Raw genomic sequence first — 22,098 nt, 5'->3', positions numbered from 1 at the left:
CATATGCCAATTATGTTATAATGAAAGAATGGTGTTTTTTTGAGAATTACAGAAATATCTTTGAAAGGAAGTGAAAGCACTTTGAAAACGTGGAAAGTAAACCTCATTGTGCTTTGGTTCGGACAATTTTTGGTCAATTCGGGCATGACCATGATTACCCCATTTTTGTCTCTTTATCTCGCAAGAGATCTGGGCGTTGTTGGCGAACATGAAATTGGCATATGGGCGGGATTTATTTTTGCAGCCAATTTCCTCACCTCATTTTTGTTCCAACCGCTCTGGGGCAAGTTATCGGACAAGTACGGCCGAAAAGTAATGCTGCTGCGCTCGGGATTCGGGATGGCCATTGTAATTGCCCTTATGGGTCTGGCACAGAATCCCTGGCAGCTGCTCTTATTGCGTTTGCTTAACGGTACCATCTCCGGTTTCAATCCTGCAGCTGTTGCGTTGATATCAGGTACCACACCGAAAGACCGCATGGGTTTTGCCATGGGAATCAGTCAGTCCGGGCAGGTTGCCGGCACAATCCTGGGTCCACTCATTGGTGGTTTGTTAGCGGATGCGGTAGGCTTCCGCCCCATTTTCTACATTACAGGTGGATTGATCTTTGTCGCTTCCATGCTCGCCATGTTCCTGGTGAGAGAGAAGTTCGACCGTCAAGAAGCAGCCAAACTGCCGGCACAATCCGTATTGTCCGGTCTGAAGGAATTGAACAAGTCACCTCAACTGCCCGCACTGTTTGCTGTAACGTTTCTGTTGCAGTTTGCAATGATTAGCCCCATGTCACTCTTGCCGCTGTATGTGCAAAAATTGCATGCTTCGGATGTAAACGTGGCCTTCTGGGCAGGACTTGTCGGTGCAGTTACGGGACTATCCAATATGGCGATGTCTCCGATTCTCGGGAAGCTGAGTGACCGGATTGGTCCTCACAAGGTGCTGACGTTCTCTCTCATAGGAACAGGACTCATGCTTATTCCGCAGGCATTTGTTCAGACCGTGTGGCAGCTCATTCTTGTTCGTTTCATGATGGGTGTGTTCATGGGTGGCTTGCTTCCGAGCGTTAATGCCCTGATTCGTTCCTATACATCCGATAGCATGATCAGCCGTGCATTCAGTTTTAATACGAGTACTCTGGCGCTGGGCAACATGCTTGGAGCGATCATTGGAGGATTTATGGCAGGATTCATCGGGATCGAAGGTCTGTTTATCGTATCTGGCGGACTGCTGCTGCTTAATATGGTTTGGGTCCGATTCAAATTGTATAACAAACCTCCTTCTATTCGGGAATCCTGATTCCCTATCCATTTCTTAGTTAGTCCATCTTAATTTTTCATTTGAAAAAGCCGCTTCCAGCGCCTAATTGGCCTGAGAGCGGCTTTTGTCATTCATGCGCCATTTATTTAATTATTTATTTATTAGATTGAATTCTATCGGATAATGTTTCACACCATACACAAAGGCACTTTGTATCGGTTGCAGAGCCGTTCCCGGCACAAGTTGAATGTGCTCCATGTGCTGAAGCAAGGTATGAAGAACTACCCTTGCCTCCAATCGAGCGAGTGGTGCACCCAAACAAAAATGAATGCCAAAACCAAAGCCCATATGTCGGTTCGGCTTGCGATCAGAGATGAAATCTTCCGGGTTTTCAAATTGGGCACTGTCCCGATTGGCTGCTCCAACCCAGGAAATCACCTGCTCCCCAGCTTGAATCATCTGACCATTCAACTCTACAGTTTCCTTGGCGACCCGCCCAATCGCGACAATTGGCGGATAATATCTCAGCGTCTCTTCAATCGCAGAAATAATCCGTTCAGGATGTTCCCGCAACTCCTGTTGTAGCTCGGGTTGTTCAGACAGAATACGAACCGCATTGGTAATCAGGTTGGTTGTTGTTTCATTACCGGCAGCAAGCAAGAGAATACAGAAGCCTACCACTTCATCTGAAGTCAATTGCTGACCATCAATCTCCGCAGCAAGCAGTAATGAGATCAGATCATCCTTTGGCTGCAACCGACGCTCTTCCATAATGCCAGTGAAATAGATATGCAACTCCTGCATATTTCTTTTTTTCTCCTCCAATAACTCCTGGAAGGCCTGCTCACTATCGTCACGTGCACCTTTCACCAACACATCAGACCAGTCTTTGAACTTTTGACGATCCTCCGCAGGGACTCCGATCAATTCCGCAATGACAATGACGGGCAATGGTGTTGCAAGGTCATCAATAAGTTCCATATGTCCTTCTGACAGGTGTGGAGTAATTAACTCATCTGTGATTTCCTGAATACGCGGAGCCAATGCTTCAATTGCCTTGGGTGTAAACGCCTGATTCACCAGATCACGCAGCTGTTTGTGTTTGGGAGGGTCTGTCGTCAACATGCTCGTATTGGCACGATCACGTGCAGAAGAGAATAGTTTCGGATTTTTCAGAACATACTTCACATCTTCATACCCGAAAACATCCCAACATTCTCGATGCTCATCATATCGGACTGGAGTGTTATCACGAAGTTCTGCATACACCTCGAAGGGAGATAACCTCTCTTCCAAAGTCTCCAGTTCCCGAATCGGAATGTAATTTGCATACTTTCTCGGTGCCTGTTTCATCGTTTCTCCTCCAATCAATATTATATATTTATTTACATATGTCGATCACTCCTATTATAAGCATAACTCTATTACGAAACCACTCTTTAGACCGTAATTGATCCCCATTACCTAATATGCGTTACTATCATCCTCTTATTCTGTTACCTACTTCTGATATGAGTCCCAATTCGACATTCTTCTATTAAAATACTTCATTTTATCAGGACAAAAGACTCATTATGTAATGTTAACTAACATTAAAAAGACATTTCTCTCTTCAAAACTTCTAAAACCAGCTCTTATATATCTCTAGCAGAATGAATATTCTTTCGTAATTCCTCATAAATAATCATTTTACTCTCATTATCTACGAATGTAATCGATTACTCTACCATTATCTAAGTTTGTCATATTACTTAACATGAAATACAATCAATTTGAAATGGTATACATATTCTTCTTAACAAACTTAACATCACACTTACTTGAAGGAGAGTGCTATTCATGAGTAAAACATCCAATCTTCGTCCCTGGGCCGTATGGAGTACCGCAGCTTTAACAGCATTAACCATCTCGTTGTCCCCCATTGGAACCTACGCCGCGCACGCAGCTACGGTAGAGGTGAAAGGCACAACAGGTGCTGTTCAGACAGCAACTACTACCCCAGCTCGCAATACTTCCATTCCCGCAATACCAGACTCTTCCAAGCAATCTGCACTACCTAATGTATTGGTAATCGGAACTGGCGGAACGATTGCCGGTCAATCCGAGGATGCCACCAGCTTCCAGAATTACAAGGCAGGCACACTTCCCATTGGAGAGATGGTAGACACCTTACCGGATAAACAGAAGATTGCCGATGTTAGCACACTCCAATTCGGAAACTCAGGTTCAGGTTCCTATAGCATGAGCGACCTCTATGACTTGTCGCAGACGGTAGACAAAGCTCTGGCAATGTATGACAGTGTTGTCGTGACCACGGGTACAGATACAATGGAAGAAATCGCTTATTTCCTCGATATGACGGTTCAGAGTGACAAACCTGTCGTGATCACAGGCTCCATGCGTCCATGGACCGTCATCGGTTCTGACGCTCAAGCCAATCTGTACAACGCCATCAAACTTGCAGGCAGTGGTCGTACCACTTCATTCGGCACAGTGCTCATGTTGAATGACACAATCCAGCTTGCTCGCGGTGTAACCAAGACAAATGATTATCGGACAGATACGTTTGAAACGCCGATGCTCGGCGCTGTAGGATATATAGATGAAGAGAACATTCGAATCTACCGTGCTCCTGCACGTGCCTTGAAACCAGAAGGCACAGCAAAGCCCGTATTTGATCTAAGTAAAATCACTAAGGCAGATCTGGCCAAAGTAGAAATTGCGATCTCATATCAAGAAGCTGGCGGCGGAGCCATTGAAGGATTCGTGAGCAGCGGTGCCAAAGGAATCGTGACTTCCGGTACCGGAGCTGGCGGTATATCCAGAGCTATGGGACAAGCTCGTACCAAAGCCATTGAAGAAGGTGTCATCTTTGTGACCACCACTCGGACGGGTTCAGGAAGTGTGTACGGCGGTGGCAAAGGTATCATTGCAGGCGACAACCTGAGTCCACAACAAGCTCGTGTATTATTGATGCTGGGTTTGTCCTTCAGTGATGATTTTGACACCATCAAAAAATGGTTTGAAACGTACGGAACACCTGAAGTATAAGAAAGCACTTATCCTTTATAAATTTGGACAAAAATAAGAGATGACACCACCCTTTCATTCAAGGTGTGTCGTCTCTTTCTTTGTGTTTTTCAGAAAACGCCAAACAGAAACACGATCCCCCTCACAAACATAAACGCGTGAGATCGTGTTCCATCGGAGTATTATCTTTAGGAAATTTCCACTGTTACTTCACCCAGGCAAGTACCAGCCCATCGTAATCGGGCAACATGGTCGTCACCAGGCGCGGGTCACTTGCCATCTGTTCATTGAAACGGCGAACCGCAAGCACGGCCGGGCCCTGCTTGTCCGGATTCAGCGTACGACCACGCAGGAAACAATTATCACCTACAATGACAGCACCTGGCCGGGCCAGCTTAATGGCATAATCGAGATATACCGGATAATTCTCCTTATCTGCGTCAATAAAGAAGAAATCAAATGTGCGTCCTTCCTGCTCCAATTGCTCCAGGCTGTCTGCCGCCGGGCCAATCCGATACTCGACCTTTTCGCCAAATCCGCCTTCTTCCAGATGACCACGCGCCATTGCCGCATATCCCTCTTTCAGTTCCAGCGAAGTCAGGGTTCCATTCTCACGCAGACCGCGCGCAATGCAGATCCCACTGTAACCGCCCAGCACGCCGATTTCGAGCGCAGCTTCTGCTTTGGATGTCTTCGCTAGAAACGTGAGTAATCGTCCATACGCCGCCGCAACGGATACTTCCGGCATACCGTTCGAACGGATGGCCTCTTTCACTTTCAGCAAAAGATCATCCTCTTGAAATAATTGATTTACATATTCATCAGGGGTCAGATTCACCACTAAAATCCTCCTTGGACACTTGGACTGCTTTCCATATGGATGCCAATGTTCTATAATAAATGTTTGTTATCAACACAGGCGGTTGACAGGTGCACCACTTCGAAAAAGGAGTGCCTACGTTCACCGCATTTCTCATTGTAAGTTTTTTCACGGAAAGCGGCAAGGCCGCACCGTCACTATACAGCAGAGAGAAGGATTTCCCTTCTCCAGCTTGAAATGGAGTTGAAATGAATCACATGGCTCAATTGCAATTGATTGCAACCTCGGCGATGGGACTCGAGGCTGTTGTTGCCCGGGAACTGAAACAACTGGGGTATGAAGATGTTACGATCGACAATGGACGGGTTTTCTTTACAGGAGATTATATTGATATATGCCGTTGTAATCTGTGGCTGAGAAGTTCGGATCGTGTATTGGTGAAAATGGGTGAATTCCCTGCCACAACATTCGACGAATTGTTTGAAGGCACCAAAGCACTGCCTTGGGAAGAGTGGATTCCAGCCGACGGCGAATTCCCTGTAGAGGGTCGTTCTCAAAAATCCCAGTTAAGCAGTGTGCCTGCATCACAAGGGATCGTGAAAAAAGCAATCGTAGAGAAACTGAAGCTGACTTATGACACAGAGTGGTTCCCAGAGGATGGGTCTCGTTATGTGATTGAGGTCATTCTGCTGAACGATCGCGCCCTGCTTACTTTAGATACAACGGGACCAGGTCTGCATAAACGGGGTTATCGTAAACTCGTCACCGAAGCGCCACTCAAAGAAACACTTGCTGCAGCTCTTATTCAGCTCAGCCGCTGGAATGTATCCCGCCCATTCTATGACCCGTGCTGTGGATCAGGTACAATGCTGATCGAAGCCGCCATGATCGGCTGGAACATTGCACCAGGACTTCGTCGGACCTTCAACTCTGAGGATTGGGCTGTGATTCCTGAAGAATTATGGGAACAAGCACGCGAAGAAGCATTCGATGCTGTTCGTGACGATGTCCCGTTACAGATTTCAGGTAGCGATATTGATCCTGAAGCGATTGAAGTTGCTATGGCAGCGATCAAAAGTGCTGGCTTCGCCAAAGATATTGAAGTCAGCGTCCTGCCCGCTCATCGCGCAAGACCACAGGGTGAATATGGTGTCATCATCACCAATCCCCCATATGGTGAACGTTTGAGTGAAGAAAAAGAAGTACAGAAGTTACTCCGCTCATTAGGGCGCAGTTACCTCGACATGCCAACATGGTCCTTTTTTGCAATCACGTCGACCAAAGCTTTTGAGGAGTATTTCGGTCATAAGGCAGACAAACGTCGCAAGTTGTTCAACGGACGAATTGAAACCCAGTACTATCAGTATTTGGGCCCACTGCCCCCACGAAATAAAACACCACAATCTTCGTAATTGTTTCAAATCTAAAGTGCTCCTGCCATCCATGGCCGGGGCGCTTTTTTTTGTGCGCTTTTCCAATCATATGAATTCATCAACTTCGGTCTTCGCTTTCGCAGAAATCAATTCTTCTGAGGCATAGTTGAAAACACATGAGGCCACGCTATAATGGATGGAGCCCTATTTTACATTCCGATAACAAAACAACAAAAGCAAGGGGGACATACATATGGTTGTCACTCGGCCTACGCGCAGCTCCATGCCACGCGGGCTTCTAAATCATCCATTAACGTTATATCTTATTTTTCTTGTGCTCATGCTTCTCAAACTCATGTGGCTCCATCACAATCTTCACGCTTATAACATTACGATGGGACTGCTGGATAAAGTCATTGCCATTGGATCTTTACTACTCTTGTCCTTCTGGGCCTGGTTGCTGCCACGTAGAGGCATGATCGCGTCTCTCGCCGTGCTTAACCTGCTGCTTACCGGACTAATCTATGCCGATATGGTGTATTATCGCTATTTCCAGGATTTCTTGACCATCCCGGTATTGTTGCAGGCGAGACAAGTTGACGCATTGGGTGACAGCATCGCTACATTGATCTACACAAGTGATCTCTGGTTCTTTGCCGACTGGCTTGTCGTCATCCCGTTCGCAGCTATCGTACTGTTCAGCAGACGTTACCGTTCGAAGTACTCCAGTACATCTGTTACGAGTTACGGGAGTTATTCGTATAACGATGGCAAGATACGGTTGCGCCGCCGTCTCACGGCTGGCAGCATTGCCCTTGTGCTGGGACTTGGCCTCGCCGTCGGCCCGATTTATTTCTACAGCAAAACATGGGCCAAAGGCCTGTTCGATAACAACTGGTGGAATGTATCCATGTACAACGTGACCGGACTACTCGCTTTTCACGGTTATGATCTGTACAACTATGCCAAAGACCACATCGGCTCCGGGCCGCAGGCTGATCCCGCTGATGTTGAGCAAGCAAAGGCATTCTTCGCTGAAAGGCAAGGAACTGCCCCGCAGAATGATGCCTTGTTTGGCAAATATAAAGACAGCAATGTGATCATTGTCCAGGGTGAGGCTTTTATGAACTTCATGATTGGTCAGAGCATTGGCGGTCAGGAGATCACGCCCCATTTTAATGAACTGATGAAGGAAAGCCAGTATTATAGTCACTTTTATCACCAGACCGGTCAGGGCAGAACGTCAGATGCCGATTTTGGCGCAAACATTTCCCTACATCCACTTCCGGTTGGATCAGCCTTTGTACGATATGCAGACCATACGTATGATTCCCTTCCTTCCATCCTGAAGGATAACGGGTATAGCACCAATGTATTTCACGCTTATGAGAGTGGCTTCTGGAATCGGTATACGATGTATCAGAATATGAAGTACGACAAGTTTTATAGTAAAAATGATTTTGCACAGGATGACCCGCTTGGCTGGTCCCTATCTGATGAATCCTTTTTCCGGCAATCCGTTGAGAAAATGAGTAGTGAGGTGACCGAACCATTCTATTCCTTCCTCATTACACTCAGCAGCCACCATCCGTATGCTTTGCCAAAAGAGAAGCAGCAACTGGATGTAGGCGAGTTCCAGGGAACGATGTTCGGTGATTATCTGCAATCCGTTCATTACGTGGATTCGGCGCTCGGCAAGATGGTGGAGGATCTGAAAAATCGGGGATTATGGGAAAATACCATTTTTATGTTCTACGGGGACCACGACAACTCGATCAAGGAACAATCACAATACGAACAGTTCCTGGGACGTTCGCTGAACGAACTGGATATGGCACAGATCATGAACGAGGTTCCCCTGCTCGTGCATTTACCGGACGGAGCAGCTGCCGGAACCATCGACGAACCTTCGGGACAACTGGACATCACGCCATCCGTATTGCATCTGCTCGGCTTGTCCGACCAGTCCTATTATCATATGGGTAACGACGTATATGACGGTTCTGCACGTACGGTTGTGCTGCGTAATGGGGCATTCTCGGATGGTTCTGTATTCTACATTCCATCGGATGACTATATCTATGAGAATGGCGCTTGTTATGACCTGTCCACACGTGACAAAACAGATATCAATGCTTGCCGCCCCGGTCATGATGAAGCAGCCAAGCGATTGCATGTCTCGGACACGGTCATTACCTATGATTTGATTCAGCGCTTTCGAGAGGAAGACAGTTCAACAGCAACATCGCAATGAGCAATATCGTAATGACAAGCTAAACAAATACACGAAATGAATTGAATTGGATTTAAAAAGGGGAACTTACATTACATGACATCACACACTGAACCAATCAATATTGAACAGAAATTGTTCGAAGAAACCGCAAACTTCGTGCAGCAACGTTATCCTCAGGGATGGGGCGGGGCGGGTGCCGTCTATACCGAAGCCGGTTCCCTGCTGATTAGCGTAGCTCCAGAGGTCATCAACGATGCCACGCATCTGTGCATGGAAACAGGAGCTTATCTGGAAGCCCACAAATTGAACGAACGTGTCACCCACTCCCTCTGTATCGCTCGTGATGACGAGCATTCAGAATTTAAGATCCTTACACCTTGCGGTGTATGCCAGGAACGATTATTTTACTGGGGCGAAGAAGTCAAAGCTGCCGTATACGATCCTTCTGGTCAACTGGTCTTCAAGAGACTGGATGAGATTCAACCTTACCATTGGTCCAAGGCATATCGGGATAAAAAGTAATCTCCTTGCGAATTATAGAAAGTGGCTTTATAATTGTAACCATATTAGTTTCAACTAAAAGGATGATGGAGGTTTTAATAAAATGAATATTGAGATATGGTCTGATTTTCTGTGCCCTTTCTGTTATATCGGCAAACGCCGCCTGGAGAATGTACTGGAACAGTTCCCACACCGTGATGAAGTGAAGCTGCAATTCAAAAGCTTCGAGCTTGATCCAAACGCTGCATTGAACCCAGGCAAAACCAATTCGGAATATCTGGCTGCCAAATATAATATGAGCGTGGAACAGGCCAAAGGTATGAATGCCCAGATGAATGCCAATGCTCGCACGGCAGGACTGGAATACAATATCGACGCCATGATCCCTACGAACTCCTTCTCAGCTCACCGCCTGACACACTGGGCAGATACACAAGGCAAAGCGCTCGAACTGAGTGAACGGATATTCCAAGCTGTGTTTATTGAAGGTAAACACTCCGGCGACCCTGAAGTGTTGGCTCAGTTAGCAGAGGAAGTCGGCTTGGATCGAGATGCAGCTAAGGCAGTGCTGTCCAGTGATCAATTCACCGACAATGTCCGAGCTGACCAAGCGGAAGGCGAGCAACTCGGCATCCGCGGTGTACCGTTCTTTGTATTCGACCGCAAGTTCGCCGTATCAGGTGCTCAGCCTGACGAGGTGTTTCTGGATGCCATTCAAAAAGCATGGGACGAGCGTTCCCCTTTCACCATGGTTGAATCCAACACAACAGAAACAGACGGCAGTGGCATCTGCACAGATGACGGTTGCGCAGTGCCGAAAAAAAATTAAGCCAATTCACATACAAAAAGCAGCAGGATCAGGGAGTATCCCCTGATCCTGCTGCTTTTTTATATACTACAAACGATTCTAGCTCATTGTATATATTTGTGTTTGATGAACAGTTACTGTGGAGGGGACGGAATCGATTCTGAGGAAGCGAAGCGTTCGCCTGAAAGCTTTCTGCAAGAAAGCTGCATCGGAAGCATAAGCTGTATCCAAATTTTATCCTCTGAAAAGAGGAATCAAAAAATTTGGATACAACAGCGATCAAAAGAACGATTACGTAACCGGAACAACCACCAGTAGTTCATCAAACAATTATATTCAATTAGCGCCTACCCACTCAATCCCAGAACAGTTGATCCGGATGTGGACCCGTCCGCTTATCGGAATCCAGCGCATCAATCTGTCTCAACTCATCCGGTGTCAATTCAAAGTCAAAGATGTCCGCATTCTCACGAATACGCTCCGGGGTAACCGACTTCGGAATCGTCACAATCTGATTCTGAATATCCCAGCGCAGAATGATCTGTGCTGGCGTTTTCCCATATTTCTGGGCCAGCGCTTTGAGGGTGGACTCTTGGTTCAGCTTGCCTTTCATGATCGGGCTCCAAGCCTCCAGTTGAATTCCCTGCGCCCCACAGAAATCCTGAAGTTCCTGCTGGATCAGACCTGGATGCAGCTCTACCTGATTTACCGCAGGCACCGTTCCGCCCTCATCTATGATATCTTGCAAATGGTGAACTTGAAAATTACTCACACCAATCGCACGGATGCTTCCTTCGCTATATAGACGTTCGAATGCTCTCCACGTCTCCTTATACTGGTCTCTGCCAGGCCAGTGAATTAAGTAAAGATCAATCACATTTAGTCCAAGTGCCTTCTGACTGGCTTCAAATGCTCTTAATGTTGAATCAAATCCCTGATCCTCGTTCCAGAGCTTGGTCGTCACAAACAGTTCGTTACGGGCAACACCACTGCTTGCAATAGCTTGTCCCACTTCTTCCTCATTGCCATAGATGGACGCGGTATCAATACTGCGATATCCAACCTCCAAAGCGGTCTCAACCGCCTGTTGTACTTCCTTACCTTTTGCTTTATATGTTCCAAATCCTAGCCATGGCATCGTTACTCCGTTGTTCAGAATTGTACAATCCGTAATATGTTTTGTCATTCTGTACCTCCCGTATGGAATTTTGCCTGCTCTTGTTCTATTAACCTTCTCACAGAATTTTAAGCGACCATTCGACATACTGTCGGAGTAGACCCATGGATGGGGAGTCATTGCAAAAGAGATGAAAAACCCGCAAAGCATTGCTGCCCTGCGGGTTCTGGTGTGACAGGAACGTTATATATTCCCTTGACCGTGCTGACTCTGGATTGAATTCAATCTTCTCTTCTCCTCGATGAACATTTCCTCTGCCAACTCAACACCTTGCCCTCCGAGTGAAAGCTCTGCTTGTCGCATCGCCTGCTCCGTGTGTGCCAGACGTCGTTCCGCCTGTACAATGGTCTGTGCCGTCGGATGAGACATGGCCTGAGATACAGCATAATGAAGCTTGTTCACCGCATTTTGCGCCTGAGATACGGTGGTATCGGCTTGCAAACTGGAATCATAACGCTTCGGCATGAGTATTCCTCCTTGGGATTATCATGTTCCTGTTACCCCTTTAGGATGGATAACACAAGCCTTCCTTATTCTTCTTTTGTGTTTTCATCGTAACTTTAATTGATTTCGCTACGTTTATTAGGTAATCATTCCAAATCAGGAGGAATTTATTTGAAGAAAATATTATTGACACTCTGTATGTTGCCCCTGCTCATTTGGGTACAAGGCTGCGCTCCTGCAACATACGAGATAGAAGGATATACAGCGTCATCCATGAACCCAGACATTCCTGTTCCAACCAATGCAAAGCTTATTGAAAACATAGCTTATTCCGATGATCCCAACCTTAAAAAAGGCGTTAAGTACGAGCTGAAACATATTGGGGGTGAGCAAGGACTATACCCGCCAATGGATTATTTTCAGAAGTTAGCGGATACAGGCTGGGTAGAATTGGAGGAAGAACGACTTGGAAATGTACATTTCCTGAAAAAGGATATTACCGTCATTGCCATTGAAATTCGAGAAGATACCTTCCAAATTACTGAAATGGTCCAAGGTGCTATGGAGTAACACATCCTTTCACTGCTACCCAAACGAAAAAAAGGAGAGGCACGTAGCCCCTCCTTGCGGATGTTTGAACTTTTCGTTCTCTCACCTTGTTTTATCCTATTACTTCACGAACTTTGCGACTTTGGCGAGTACTTCTTCTTCTGTCGGCGCACTGATATACCGACCATTGATAAAGACAAATGCACGTTTCGCGCAAGGACCGCAATAGGATTTGCACCCAATCTTGATCTCCGTGTCTGGAGCCATTTTTTGCAGCTTGGGTACAATCGATTTCAGTCGGACATGATTACACTTTTCGCATACGCGGATATCGTTAGCCATGAGTTCCCCTTCTTCGCGCCCTTAGTGGTCGCCGTGATTACCTTGGGATGGATTCGTAATGACAAATCCCTCTTCCGGGAAGTAGAGGTAGTCAATTTTAACACCGTTCAACAAAGGCTGATCATTCGCGAGAATGACATCAATCTCTTTATCGGTAGATACAACTGTATCATTTTCTTTTGGTGTGTCGAGATCAAGCCCGTAGTGAGCATGGTCACCATGTGCATGTGTGATGACAACGCGCAGGGTTTTTCCTTCGTTCTCCGGCTTGTCCAATTCAAGCTTCAATACTTTAGCAGCATTACGCGTAATTTTGCAGTTCATTCTCTTCATCTCCTATATTGTAATTGCAGGTTTCAACAATTTCAGCATTCTTAAACTACAGCATCTATTGTAAAGAAAGTTACCGCTCTTCGCAATAACATTGATGCGAATTCAATGTTAAAATGATCCATTCGGCCGCAAACTAAGAAGGTGCCCCCTCCTGAAGCACAGGATATTTACGTTCTGCCCGGCTTACAAACCAGTTCATCAGAATCAAAGTGACCCCGATATCATCGATGGGCATAAACGGCATTACGTCAGGAAGTACCCAGTATAACAGCGCCGGAATAATAAACAACAACTTTTCTCCCAAAGGAATCTGCGGAGCCCGGAGCAGCCGGGGGAGCCTTTTGAAAACTTGTGTCCATCGTTTGAACGACAGCAGTCTTCTCCACTTCATTTGAATCCCTCCGTATAATTGTATATGTCGCCGAAACGGCACATCCATCATTACCCGTTCAAAAACATTCAGAACGAATGACGTAGAATGTCATTATAAAAAATAATAAAAACGGAACGTCGCTCATAGCGTCCGTTCCTGTTATACGAATGATCTACTGTTAAGTTTCACACCTTCATAATTCAGGGTCTTGCCTCATTGTCCATTGGATAACAGTTCAGCCAGCAACATTCCCACTTCTATACAGATATCATCAAACTGTTCTACGGGAAGCGGATTAACACCCAATCCAACTTCCACCGTGAAGCCCGGTTTACCGAAATCTTGAATAAACCAGTCCTTATATCCGGCATCACTGCCACCGAGCTTCACCGCCTTGTAGCCGGAAGCTTTGGCGAGTCTACGCGACAGCGGTCCACTCTCCCTGGGTTCAAGATCACGATAGTTCCAATAAATCTCCTGTCCCTGACTATGCAGGGATACTACCGCATCAAATGTATGTTGCTGAGTCCACTGCTCAAGCGCCTGTGCCTCTGGTTCTGTCAATGGCGCTGTCCCTGCATAATCCCTGGGGCCAGGTGAGGTCACACCTCTTCTCACTGCTTCTTCCTCCCAATGGGCTGGAAATTGATCATTCAGATCCACCCCTCTGATGTTGGCCTTCCAATGGGTGAAATGTGATCTGCCGGCATTCCAGGCTAACAACTGCTGCGCATGTGGATGCTGATTGACCACACCTTCCTGAACCAGTTCGACCCCGTCCGGATTAACCATCGGCACGGCCCAGAGTGTCGTCTCTTGCATCCAGCGTTCTGTCTGGTATTGATGCCATGTCCTATCCGCACTATACGCCTCGGCATATTCCTCGATAAACTTCATCAGAACTGCTGTTGTTAACCACTCATTAGCATGAACCGAAGCGTTAACATGGATATGTCTCGACCCTTGCCCAATACGCAAATAAGGCAGCAACTTCCCCATAACACTTGTTCCAATGGACCCCGTCTCGATAAACGGGTATTGATTCTCCAGCTTGTCTATATCCCTGATTAATTCTCGATAACCATACTCTCCCTGAATCTTCACGATAGTTTTTCCATTCGAAGCCGGAATATGAATGCAGCGACCACCCCAGTCGGTTACATTGGTGATTTCGGGATTGGCCTGGCGCAACACCTCTTCGTCCAGACCAAATCTCCCTGCAATCTCTCCTACACTTTCTCCAGGCGGTACAGCGTATCTGCGACCTGTCCCGGGGACAATACGCAGCATCTGACCTGCCAGCAAGTATGGCTGGGAAGCCACCTCCGGGTTCAGTGCAGCAAGGAACTCTTTGGTCATATGGTGTGCTGACGCAATTCGCGGCAACGTATCTCCCCGCTGAACGATAATCCACTGCAGATCCATGTTGTTCTCCTTTCCACAGGAAAAGACAGGTCTCCTGTCCAGTTCTGACCGATTTCGTGTCTGTAACATATGTATGCAGGTCAGGTTGTCCGTCATGTGACAAGAATCATGTTTATCTTCGGTTAATGCATAATGACGACAAAAAATCCCGGAACTTCACAGTTCCGGGATAGTCCACAACCAAATTACATTAATTAAAAGTCTTATTCATGCATAATTTGAATATAACTATGATAATTGCGTAACTTGCCAGACAACAGGGGTCTTGGAGATCTGCTCCCCCAACCATCGACGGGTGATATTCTGGAACATTCGCGGGTCACCCGTGCAGAAAAATTGATGCACCGGAGTCTCATCCCCACTGGCCAGCTTTCGTTTATCATATAAAATCGTACTGATTTCACGTGCCGTTTCATCTGCTGAACTGATTAACTTCACTTCCTGTCCCATAACTTCCTGAATCGTGTCCATGAGAAAGGGATAATGCGTACAACCCAGAATAAGACAATCTATTGGTTGTTGTTTAATCCCGCCCAATGATTGTTCCACCGTATGTGTCGTGTGCTCGGAACGAAATTCACCTTGTTCCACCAACGGCACCAGCGCCGGACAAGCCTGACTGACCACATCAATATAGGGGGACAACTGCTTGAGTGCTGATGTATAAGCCCCACTACCTATGGTACCCGTGGTACCAATCACACCAATACGTCCTGTACGTGTCGCTGTGATTGCGGCCCGCGCACCCGGATGTATAACACCAATGACAGGCATATTCACCTTGCCACGGATATACTCCAACGCGGCTGCTGTTGCTGTGTTACAGGCGATAACGATAACCTTCGGATCGAATTGGATCAAGAAATCAACGATTTGTTCCGTAAATTGTTTTACTTGTTCGGACGAACGGGGTCCGTACGGTGTCCGGGCAGTATCCCCAAAATAAATGATCTTTTCCCGCGGGAGCTGACGCATCACTTCCTTGGCGACGGTCAATCCCCCCACACCGGAGTCTAATATAGCGATTGCTTGCTGCACGAACACACCGCTTCCTTCTTCATTGAATTGGTTCTCAAAACGATTGTTTCTCAGAGCTTTCTTCCTACCGTATGAACATTCCGGCAAAAAGGTACCTACATCTTACCCGATTTCATCGCAGGGTTCAAATTAAATCCACGCGCTACGTCATCTATGTGTGGACACGCAACAAAGCAGGCTCTCCTCTAATTAGAGGAAAGCCTGCTTATCGAGCATTGCTTAGTTGTCGTCCTTGGACTCATCCGAAGGAAGCTTCGCTACGATGTCAATTCCGGGTTCATCCACTGTTTTATCGATATCGATATCGTTATCAACAATGGCTGCCGATATGCGAATTTCTTTCCCTTCAGCGCAATTGCGCCAGGATTGAATATCCTGAATCACGACATCTGCGGTCTCTTTAACTTTGGATACGATCTGCGAACTTTGTTCTCCCACGATACCAGCCAGTTCCTGACCTTTCTCCGATACCTGACGAGCACCTTCTGTAATATCCTGACGAAGTTCACGTCCCGATTTCGGCGCCAGCAACAATGCCGTTACTGAACCAACCACGGAGCCAATAAGAGCTCCCCACAACAAACTTTTGTTAGAATCCTTCACGTCACATCTCTCCCTTTACTATTGTTTAAGTACCGGACTAGAAGCAACGGTCTGTCGCTCAGCCATCCGGGCGAATGCCTACTCTGTTGATGCATTATAAGCAGCACAGGCTTGACTTGACACTCCAGATGTTAAAAATAATCTGAACGCCCTTTTTGAATGGATGCAAATGACTTGGCTTAAACTCAGTTCTGACGAGCCGGCTCGAGATTAGACGCGGCATGCTCATCCCCCGGGTCCAAATCAATCACATATCGTCCAGGTGCAATCAATGCTGCCTGATGTTCACAACGCCAGCGACGTCCACCTGAAGAACCCAGCGTCTGTCCATCTTGCAGAACATCCCCCTGATCAAATATGTAATACGCTGCACCCAGTAAGGTCTGAGCCACCGTATCCGGATCAAGACCGACGAAGTGACACTGGACATCAGGTACACCCAGCGCAGATAATCCCACGGTATCCATGACCAACCCGCGCTGTTCCTCTGTACCTCCAGCTTGATACATTCGAACGTTCATGGCTGCATACAGATGTTCCTCACGTTCCTGAGCTTGCGTATATGCTTCCGGTTCAACCAGCTTGTCACTGCCATACCAATACAGCGCGTCACAGGTCAAACTCTCCATGATTGCCAGTACAGTCTTCTGAAACAGCTCCAGACGCTGTTTACGAGGCATGGCAGCCGTGAACATATCATGTATCCGAATGGAGTAACGCGCAGCTTCCACAGCTTGTCCTGCATCCGGCCAATGCCATGCTTGTTGCAGAGCACCGCCAAAGCGAGCACGATCTGCGATTTCATTCACAGGAAGCATGCAAGTCTGAGCAGGGATATCCCCTTCCTGGAAGGATACCTTGTGGTCCAGATGATAGAAGACAAGCATCTCATGCTTTTGCCCTCCGCTCTCTTGTTTCACATCCAGTCGGACTTGTCCTGTATGACGGATCATAGCTTCCTGCAAACGCAGGCGATCCACCTCTGGACGTTCCCGGAACAAAAGTTCAACCATATACACCGGATGGAATCCGGAAGGTGTTTCATTTGTTTCGTTACTTTCAGTATTAGCTTCATTGAATTCTTTTGATTCATTTGTCATGCGATTTCCCTCATTCCTTACGCTGTCCCTCGGCCTGTGCCGTATTGAAAGGACCAAGTTCTTTTTCCACGTAGGCGCTAACCTGAGTAGTAAAATGTTCAAGTATACTCGGCAACTCTACGCTAAGTGGATGGAGCTCAGACCGCTCCCAGGTGTAATAATCCTGCACCAGTGGCTTGCGTAACGTGACAAGCTGACGCAATATCTCATAGGTCGGATTATCAAAAACCTTTTCTTCATAATTAATCTGAATAATATCATCATAGCTGCTTGCATCTCTCATGATGAAGCCGTCGATCAGATAACTTCCCACATCGGTAACAATCTCGATCGCCAGGTGAAGACAACGTTCCTGTACCATACCCAGCATGAGACTGCCATCCCAAGCTTCTGCTGCCCCGCGAAGCCCTTCAGCTACTTCCGGTACAGCAGCAAGCCGGCGGGCAATCTGTTCTCTGTTCACATAATACATTCGTTCACTTCCCGTTCAGTGAGTTATCGGTTCCGTTTCCCTCTTCGCTTAAGCCAGAATATCATCACAGGACAAGCGATTAGAAACACAACAAAAATATATAGAAATTCCATAACGTCTCTTAAATCGCTCATGCAGAGTCCCCTTTATCTCAACGTAGTTTGAATGACAGATCAGATTTCGTAGTCCACTGCAATTGACTGTTCTCTGACTTCGTTCATGTACTTGATAACTTCCTGATGAAGCGGGTGTACCTGATACGCCTGGAGATCCTCCAGTGACGCAAACTCCGCCGTGAGTGAAATGTCGAACGATCTCTCCGAGCGAAGCACATCAATCCCGATTTCAAGTGAAACTAGGACATCAATTTTACCTTCCAGATTGCGAAGCACCTGGGCTGCAGCTTCAATACTTTCTGCTGAACGATCTTTCATTTTAAACAGGACAATATGTTTTATCATCTGGGCAAGCACCTCATTTAATATAATAGTAGAAATGAATGAATTTTCATGTATCCAAAATATATCATAACGCTCTCTATTACGAAAGGATACTTGGAAACGTTCTCTTGATAAGAAAAACTAATCCAAACCGTTTCCTTTCGATTCGGATTTCTTTTGAGAACTATCCTCCGTCTGTTTCGCGGATTCATCCTGCAAAGTTTGTCCTGTTTCAGCCTGCTGCTTGATGTTGTCTGGAGTTTGCTGCGGTTTGGACCACTCACGATTCGTCAGATACTCCTGATCCTCCTGTTTTTTCAACACTGCAATGGCCTGTCTGAGCTTTGCAGGCAATGGAAGACCGATTTTGGCATAGTTCTCGGTAATCGAAATGAGTTCATTCACCAGATAGAAATAAATAGCTCCGCCTTTGATAAAATCGGTTCCCATGATCAGATCAATTCGATGAGCAAGCAAAACAACAGTCAGCATGAGCCCTTTGCGAGCAATCCCCCAGAATCCAATGTTGCTATTTAACCCGGTACCTGTTCTTACCGCCGCTGCCAAACCTGTTATATAATCCACAGCCATCGCGACCGCGAGCAGGCTCAGCAATTGATCCCATCCGCCAAAAGCAAACGTAACAAATGCTCCCGAGATGGCAGCAAAGGTATTCACAGATAGATGCACGTTCCTCACCTCTCCCTTACACTTGAGTATCATACAATATATGTAAAAGTAAGAGATTTGACAGGTCACATGTCATGCTGAACATGCGGATTTATCATTTCAGATTTGTGCACATCCTCTTCGCAGCAGGGGAACGAAAATCACATGCTTTTGGGGAATTCAGGGAAATAAACCGCATCATATCAACAAAAAACAGATAAAAGTTCTTTAGACCTAATAATAAGTAATTAGAACTATATTATTTTTATTCCTGCCGAATTTCTCCCCTCATTTTTAGTGAAACATTGTAATCTAGGAATATACTAGGATGTGAATTGCGCATGGTCTAGTTCGTAGTTCCCTCTTTATCATGAATTGACGCATTGATGCATTTGTAACCGGTAAACCCGGCACTTGAAAGTACCCCGTTGTTTATTGTAGTATTTGGTTAAAAAAAATCGGAGGAAATATGCCTAATCAACCAGAACAACATTCCATCCAGGCGTGGTCTCTGATCAACCGTAAATACTTGGGAAAAGGCGTCCGTGTTAAACGATTCCGAAAACCGACACGCTGTCAAATCCGCAATCGTGTTCTTCTTGCCGTGCTGATGGCCAATGATATCAAGTTGTCCCAGCTAGCTGAAGACCTCTCCATCTCTTCACGCAGTGTCAGTGCGTGGGTATATGAAGGACGGATACCCGGCAGTACCAATTTGGACAAGACTTGCCAATTACTCGGCTACCCGCGTCATATTCTCTTCAATGAAGAAGTTGTGCGTAATAGCCCTGTCATATGTCAACCCGAGTCATCTCGCTTCATGAAGCGTACGGTGACCCGTTCTCCGGTTAGTAACCGTATTTTGACAGGCTTGTGTATGGTCCATGATCTGTCGGTGACAGATGTCAGCCACTGGATCGGGGTTCATCCCGGCACTTTCCGCAAATGGCTGCATCAGGGAACACTGCCTTCTGCTGCGTTTCAGGAACAAGCGGAGCAATTTTTCCGTATCCCGAAAACTATTTTGTTCGCAGATGTCATCTTGAAAGATCGTCGCAACAACTAAATAAGCGAACAGCCAAAAGGCTCTGATCTCCCCATAGGGAGGCCAGAGCCTTTTTAAAATGAAATACATGCCTTCTCTCTCGGACTTGAAGCACTGTTCTGGCTATTCCCTGAGAAATGTCAGATAACCTACCCTAATTCGCCTTTTGATCCCAAGGAGAGCCATCACAGCCAGCTACAAGCTAAGTTTATACATTTCATCATGACCGTTCTCGCTAAAAGGTTATCCTAACCTCGTGTTTAATACTTCATTGATATATCTCAATCCGGTATATCGAGGACGAAGCGTATGCGCTGTGTTGAACGCATGTTCCACCATCTCCGGAGTTACACCGAGTTGCTCAGTAGTCACAGGTCCACCTACTTGTTCCAACCATGCGATGAGCTGAGAAGCCTCCGGCAATTGGTCATATATCCCAAACACCGGTTCACCCGATGTCTGTGCAAGCTCTTTATATTTCACCGTAAGCAACGCACAAGCTACGCCAACTTTGGCACCATGCAGAACCGGTCTTTCTCCCGCTTGCATCAGATCCATCTCCAAGATGTGGGACAGATGATGCTCACCTCCGGATGCCGGACGGGAATGGTCAATGATCAGCATGGAGATACCGGAAATAATTAATGCGTCCATTAATACAGCTACTCCCTCTGCTCGCCCCTCCGAAATAGCTTGTACATGATCTACGCAGGTCTTCAGCGCTTCTTCTGTCATCCGATAAGCAACTGGACAGAACGGTTCTCCGCCCAGTTCACGAGAAACAATCCAGTCTGCAAGTGAAGTATATTTACCAAGCATATCTCCGAATCCGGCAGCTGTCATCACTTGGGGGGCTTGCTCCAGAATATCCAGATCGGCAAAGATAGCCTCAGGCGGAACAGCCTGAAATGTTTGTTTGATGCCGCTTACAATTAAGGGTGCACCCGCAGAGGTAAACCCATCCACTGAAGCCGCTGTCGGTATCGACAGAAAGGGCTTGTTCATTTTGGAACAAACAAATCTCACCAGATCATGAATGGTACCTGAACCCACCGCAATTACAGCCTGACTTTCGAGTCTCACACCCAACATGACCTGTACAATAGCTGCTTCATCCGCAATGATATCACCCGTACGATTCTCCGGTATAGAGATCTCATCCACATGCATTCCAGCTTCGCGAATACTACTCAGCACATCAGATCCAGCGGCCCGAAACGTATGTCGATCATAAACAACTGTCACCTGACGATATCCTTGCTCAGACAAATAACCCGGTAACCTCTGAATGGCCCCAGGTTCCAGATGAATCAGCATATCCACCATCCGGTGTTGATGACCGCAAGCACACTGCTGTGCTTCCTCATTCCATGCTGCAATTCGTTCGTTCATATTCATTCGCTCTTACCCTCCCATATGAGATATCATGCATAATTAACGGGTTAAAACCACAAGATAAAAAAGGAAATAAAATGTGATGATTTTCCTGATCACACTTTACTGCCTGTACCCAATATTTGCAAATCCATATCTCACATTTCCAAGTAGGTGAAGCAATGAAATTAACGAAAGAATTAGGAATTTCGCTCGGATTTCTCGCCGGAACCACTTTTGGCAGCGGTATCGCTTTTTTGTTTCGTCTCCAGTCGGTTGAAGTGGTTGCCAGTGTTACGCTATTTGGTATTGCAGGAGCCATTGCCGGGATCATCACGGCAGTCATTCTGCGCCAGCGGCAACATTAGCATTGGCATGCTGGTAGCAAAATGTAGGCTTCACACGAATGATCCACAAAATAAAGAAAGGTTCGTGAATTGCCCTAGAGCAACTCACGAACCTTTCTTTGGTTAGATGCGGTCGAGAGGACTCGAACCTCCACGGGGGGTTAGCCCACACGGACCTGAACCGTGCGCGTCTGCCAATTCCGCCACGACCGCATAATATGTATCTCCTCATCCATCGATGAAAAGCGTTCCGGTGAAGCAATTCCTTGTTTTACCGTAATTCAGAGTATACATGCTCCAAAATAAAAATGCAACTTCTTTTTTATTCATTCAAGAACAGGACAT

General features: G+C 46.5%; 23 protein-coding genes, 1 tRNA gene and 1 pseudogene. 9 read left to right on the top strand and 16 right to left on the bottom strand.

What is annotated here, in order from left to right:
- Positions 1 to 81 precede the first annotated feature (81 nt).
- Positions 82 to 1,293, top strand: coding sequence for an MFS transporter (locus AC4E8D_RS10505; protein ID WP_221823320.1), 1,212 nt, complete (start codon positions 82 to 84; stop codon positions 1,291 to 1,293).
- Between the two features lie 111 nt (positions 1,294 to 1,404).
- Here the strand turns inward: AC4E8D_RS10505 and AC4E8D_RS10500 are convergent, their stop codons facing one another.
- Positions 1,405 to 2,607 (bottom strand): cytochrome P450, encoded by a 1,203-nt coding sequence (locus tag AC4E8D_RS10500; protein WP_221823318.1) that lies wholly within the window; start codon positions 2,605 to 2,607, stop codon positions 1,405 to 1,407.
- A gap of 486 nt (positions 2,608 to 3,093) precedes the next feature.
- Between AC4E8D_RS10500 and AC4E8D_RS10495 the strand changes: the two genes are divergently transcribed.
- The gene (locus tag AC4E8D_RS10495; protein WP_490206212.1) at positions 3,094 to 4,305 is read left to right on the top strand and encodes an asparaginase; all 1,212 of its coding nucleotides are present in this window, start codon (positions 3,094 to 3,096) and stop codon (positions 4,303 to 4,305) included.
- 184 nt (positions 4,306 to 4,489) lie between these two features.
- Here the strand turns inward: AC4E8D_RS10495 and AC4E8D_RS10490 are convergent, their stop codons facing one another.
- Entirely contained in the window at positions 4,490 to 5,122 is a 633-nt protein-coding gene (locus tag AC4E8D_RS10490; protein ID WP_405131954.1) for an O-methyltransferase, read from the bottom strand.
- A gap of 239 nt (positions 5,123 to 5,361) precedes the next feature.
- Between AC4E8D_RS10490 and AC4E8D_RS10485 the strand changes: the two genes are divergently transcribed.
- The 4 genes from AC4E8D_RS10485 (at position 5,362) to AC4E8D_RS10470 (ending at position 10,043) form a co-directional block, all read left to right on the top strand.
- The gene (locus tag AC4E8D_RS10485; protein WP_036609715.1) at positions 5,362 to 6,516 is read left to right on the top strand and encodes a THUMP domain-containing class I SAM-dependent RNA methyltransferase; all 1,155 of its coding nucleotides are present in this window, start codon (positions 5,362 to 5,364) and stop codon (positions 6,514 to 6,516) included.
- A gap of 214 nt (positions 6,517 to 6,730) precedes the next feature.
- Positions 6,731 to 8,731, top strand: coding sequence for an LTA synthase family protein (locus AC4E8D_RS10480; RefSeq protein ID WP_490206211.1), 2,001 nt, complete (start codon positions 6,731 to 6,733; stop codon positions 8,729 to 8,731).
- Between the two features lie 75 nt (positions 8,732 to 8,806).
- Positions 8,807 to 9,235 (top strand): cytidine deaminase, encoded by a 429-nt coding sequence (locus AC4E8D_RS10475; protein ID WP_490206210.1) that lies wholly within the window; start codon positions 8,807 to 8,809, stop codon positions 9,233 to 9,235.
- 82 nt (positions 9,236 to 9,317) lie between these two features.
- Complete coding sequence (locus AC4E8D_RS10470; RefSeq protein WP_490206209.1) at positions 9,318 to 10,043, top strand: DsbA family oxidoreductase; 726 nt, start codon at positions 9,318 to 9,320, stop codon at positions 10,041 to 10,043.
- 334 nt (positions 10,044 to 10,377) lie between these two features.
- On the opposite strand, the gene AC4E8D_RS10465 is transcribed toward AC4E8D_RS10470, so the two are convergent.
- On the bottom strand, positions 10,378 to 11,208 hold the full coding sequence (locus AC4E8D_RS10465) for an aldo/keto reductase (RefSeq protein ID WP_036670089.1): 831 nt from the start codon (positions 11,206 to 11,208) through the stop codon (positions 10,378 to 10,380).
- A 174-nt stretch (positions 11,209 to 11,382) separates the two neighbouring features.
- The gene (locus tag AC4E8D_RS10460) at positions 11,383 to 11,664 is read right to left on the bottom strand and encodes a hypothetical protein (protein WP_076326962.1); all 282 of its coding nucleotides are present in this window, start codon (positions 11,662 to 11,664) and stop codon (positions 11,383 to 11,385) included.
- Between the two features lie 150 nt (positions 11,665 to 11,814).
- Between AC4E8D_RS10460 and AC4E8D_RS10455 the strand changes: the two genes are divergently transcribed.
- Positions 11,815 to 12,213: a hypothetical protein gene (locus tag AC4E8D_RS10455; RefSeq protein ID WP_490206208.1), complete on the top strand. Its 399-nt coding sequence runs from the start codon at positions 11,815 to 11,817 to the stop codon at positions 12,211 to 12,213.
- 99 nt (positions 12,214 to 12,312) lie between these two features.
- Here AC4E8D_RS10455 and AC4E8D_RS10450 read toward each other — a convergent pair whose 3' ends face one another.
- From AC4E8D_RS10450 to AC4E8D_RS10405, 10 genes and pseudogenes are all read right to left on the bottom strand, one after another.
- Positions 12,313 to 12,534, bottom strand: coding sequence for a YuzB family protein (locus AC4E8D_RS10450; protein WP_017689421.1), 222 nt, complete (start codon positions 12,532 to 12,534; stop codon positions 12,313 to 12,315).
- A 21-nt stretch (positions 12,535 to 12,555) separates the two neighbouring features.
- The gene (locus AC4E8D_RS10445) at positions 12,556 to 12,858 is read right to left on the bottom strand and encodes an iron-sulfur cluster assembly accessory protein (protein WP_339183749.1); all 303 of its coding nucleotides are present in this window, start codon (positions 12,856 to 12,858) and stop codon (positions 12,556 to 12,558) included.
- Positions 12,859 to 13,000: 142 nt separating this feature from the next.
- Positions 13,001 to 13,258 carry a hypothetical protein gene (locus tag AC4E8D_RS10440; RefSeq protein ID WP_017689423.1) on the bottom strand — a complete coding sequence of 86 codons (258 nt, stop codon included), beginning with the start codon at positions 13,256 to 13,258 and terminating at the stop codon, positions 13,001 to 13,003.
- A 195-nt stretch (positions 13,259 to 13,453) separates the two neighbouring features.
- A complete protein-coding gene (locus AC4E8D_RS10435; protein ID WP_490206207.1) occupies positions 13,454 to 14,665 on the bottom strand; it encodes a M14 family metallopeptidase in 1,212 nt (403 codons plus the stop codon).
- A gap of 228 nt (positions 14,666 to 14,893) precedes the next feature.
- Entirely contained in the window at positions 14,894 to 15,703 is an 810-nt protein-coding gene (gene racE / locus AC4E8D_RS10430) for a glutamate racemase (RefSeq protein ID WP_313771487.1), read from the bottom strand.
- A 219-nt stretch (positions 15,704 to 15,922) separates the two neighbouring features.
- Positions 15,923 to 16,306 (bottom strand): YtxH domain-containing protein, encoded by a 384-nt coding sequence (locus AC4E8D_RS10425; RefSeq protein WP_237176087.1) that lies wholly within the window; start codon positions 16,304 to 16,306, stop codon positions 15,923 to 15,925.
- 185 nt (positions 16,307 to 16,491) lie between these two features.
- Positions 16,492 to 17,406: a DUF4261 domain-containing protein gene (locus AC4E8D_RS10420; protein ID WP_221823300.1), complete on the bottom strand. Its 915-nt coding sequence runs from the start codon at positions 17,404 to 17,406 to the stop codon at positions 16,492 to 16,494.
- Between the two features lie 10 nt (positions 17,407 to 17,416).
- Positions 17,417 to 17,878 carry a DUF86 domain-containing protein gene (locus tag AC4E8D_RS10415; RefSeq protein WP_076318399.1) on the bottom strand — a complete coding sequence of 154 codons (462 nt, stop codon included), beginning with the start codon at positions 17,876 to 17,878 and terminating at the stop codon, positions 17,417 to 17,419.
- 173 nt (positions 17,879 to 18,051) lie between these two features.
- Positions 18,052 to 18,339, bottom strand: a complete 288-nt coding sequence (locus tag AC4E8D_RS10410; RefSeq protein ID WP_017689429.1) for a Dabb family protein — start codon at positions 18,337 to 18,339, stop codon at positions 18,052 to 18,054.
- 285 nt (positions 18,340 to 18,624) lie between these two features.
- Positions 18,625 to 19,041 (bottom strand): annotated as a pseudogene (locus tag AC4E8D_RS10405) (phage holin family protein); the annotation flags it as partial.
- A gap of 415 nt (positions 19,042 to 19,456) precedes the next feature.
- On the opposite strand from AC4E8D_RS10405, the gene AC4E8D_RS10400 reads away from it, so the two are divergent.
- Complete coding sequence (locus tag AC4E8D_RS10400; RefSeq protein ID WP_017689431.1) at positions 19,457 to 20,053, top strand: helix-turn-helix domain-containing protein; 597 nt, start codon at positions 19,457 to 19,459, stop codon at positions 20,051 to 20,053.
- Positions 20,054 to 20,275: 222 nt separating this feature from the next.
- Here the strand turns inward: AC4E8D_RS10400 and AC4E8D_RS10395 are convergent, their stop codons facing one another.
- Positions 20,276 to 21,430 carry a sn-glycerol-1-phosphate dehydrogenase gene (locus AC4E8D_RS10395; protein WP_221823296.1) on the bottom strand — a complete coding sequence of 385 codons (1,155 nt, stop codon included), beginning with the start codon at positions 21,428 to 21,430 and terminating at the stop codon, positions 20,276 to 20,278.
- 158 nt (positions 21,431 to 21,588) lie between these two features.
- On the opposite strand from AC4E8D_RS10395, the gene AC4E8D_RS10390 reads away from it, so the two are divergent.
- The gene (locus tag AC4E8D_RS10390; protein ID WP_036609735.1) at positions 21,589 to 21,774 is read left to right on the top strand and encodes a hypothetical protein; all 186 of its coding nucleotides are present in this window, start codon (positions 21,589 to 21,591) and stop codon (positions 21,772 to 21,774) included.
- A gap of 107 nt (positions 21,775 to 21,881) precedes the next feature.
- Here AC4E8D_RS10390 and AC4E8D_RS10385 read toward each other — a convergent pair.
- Positions 21,882 to 21,966: transfer RNA gene (locus AC4E8D_RS10385), tRNA-Leu, on the bottom strand.
- Positions 21,967 to 22,098: the final 132 nt, after the last annotated feature.

This window comes from Paenibacillus sp. SRL342 (assembly GCF_984798905.1).
This window is presented reverse-complemented; position numbering and strand designations above follow the sequence as displayed.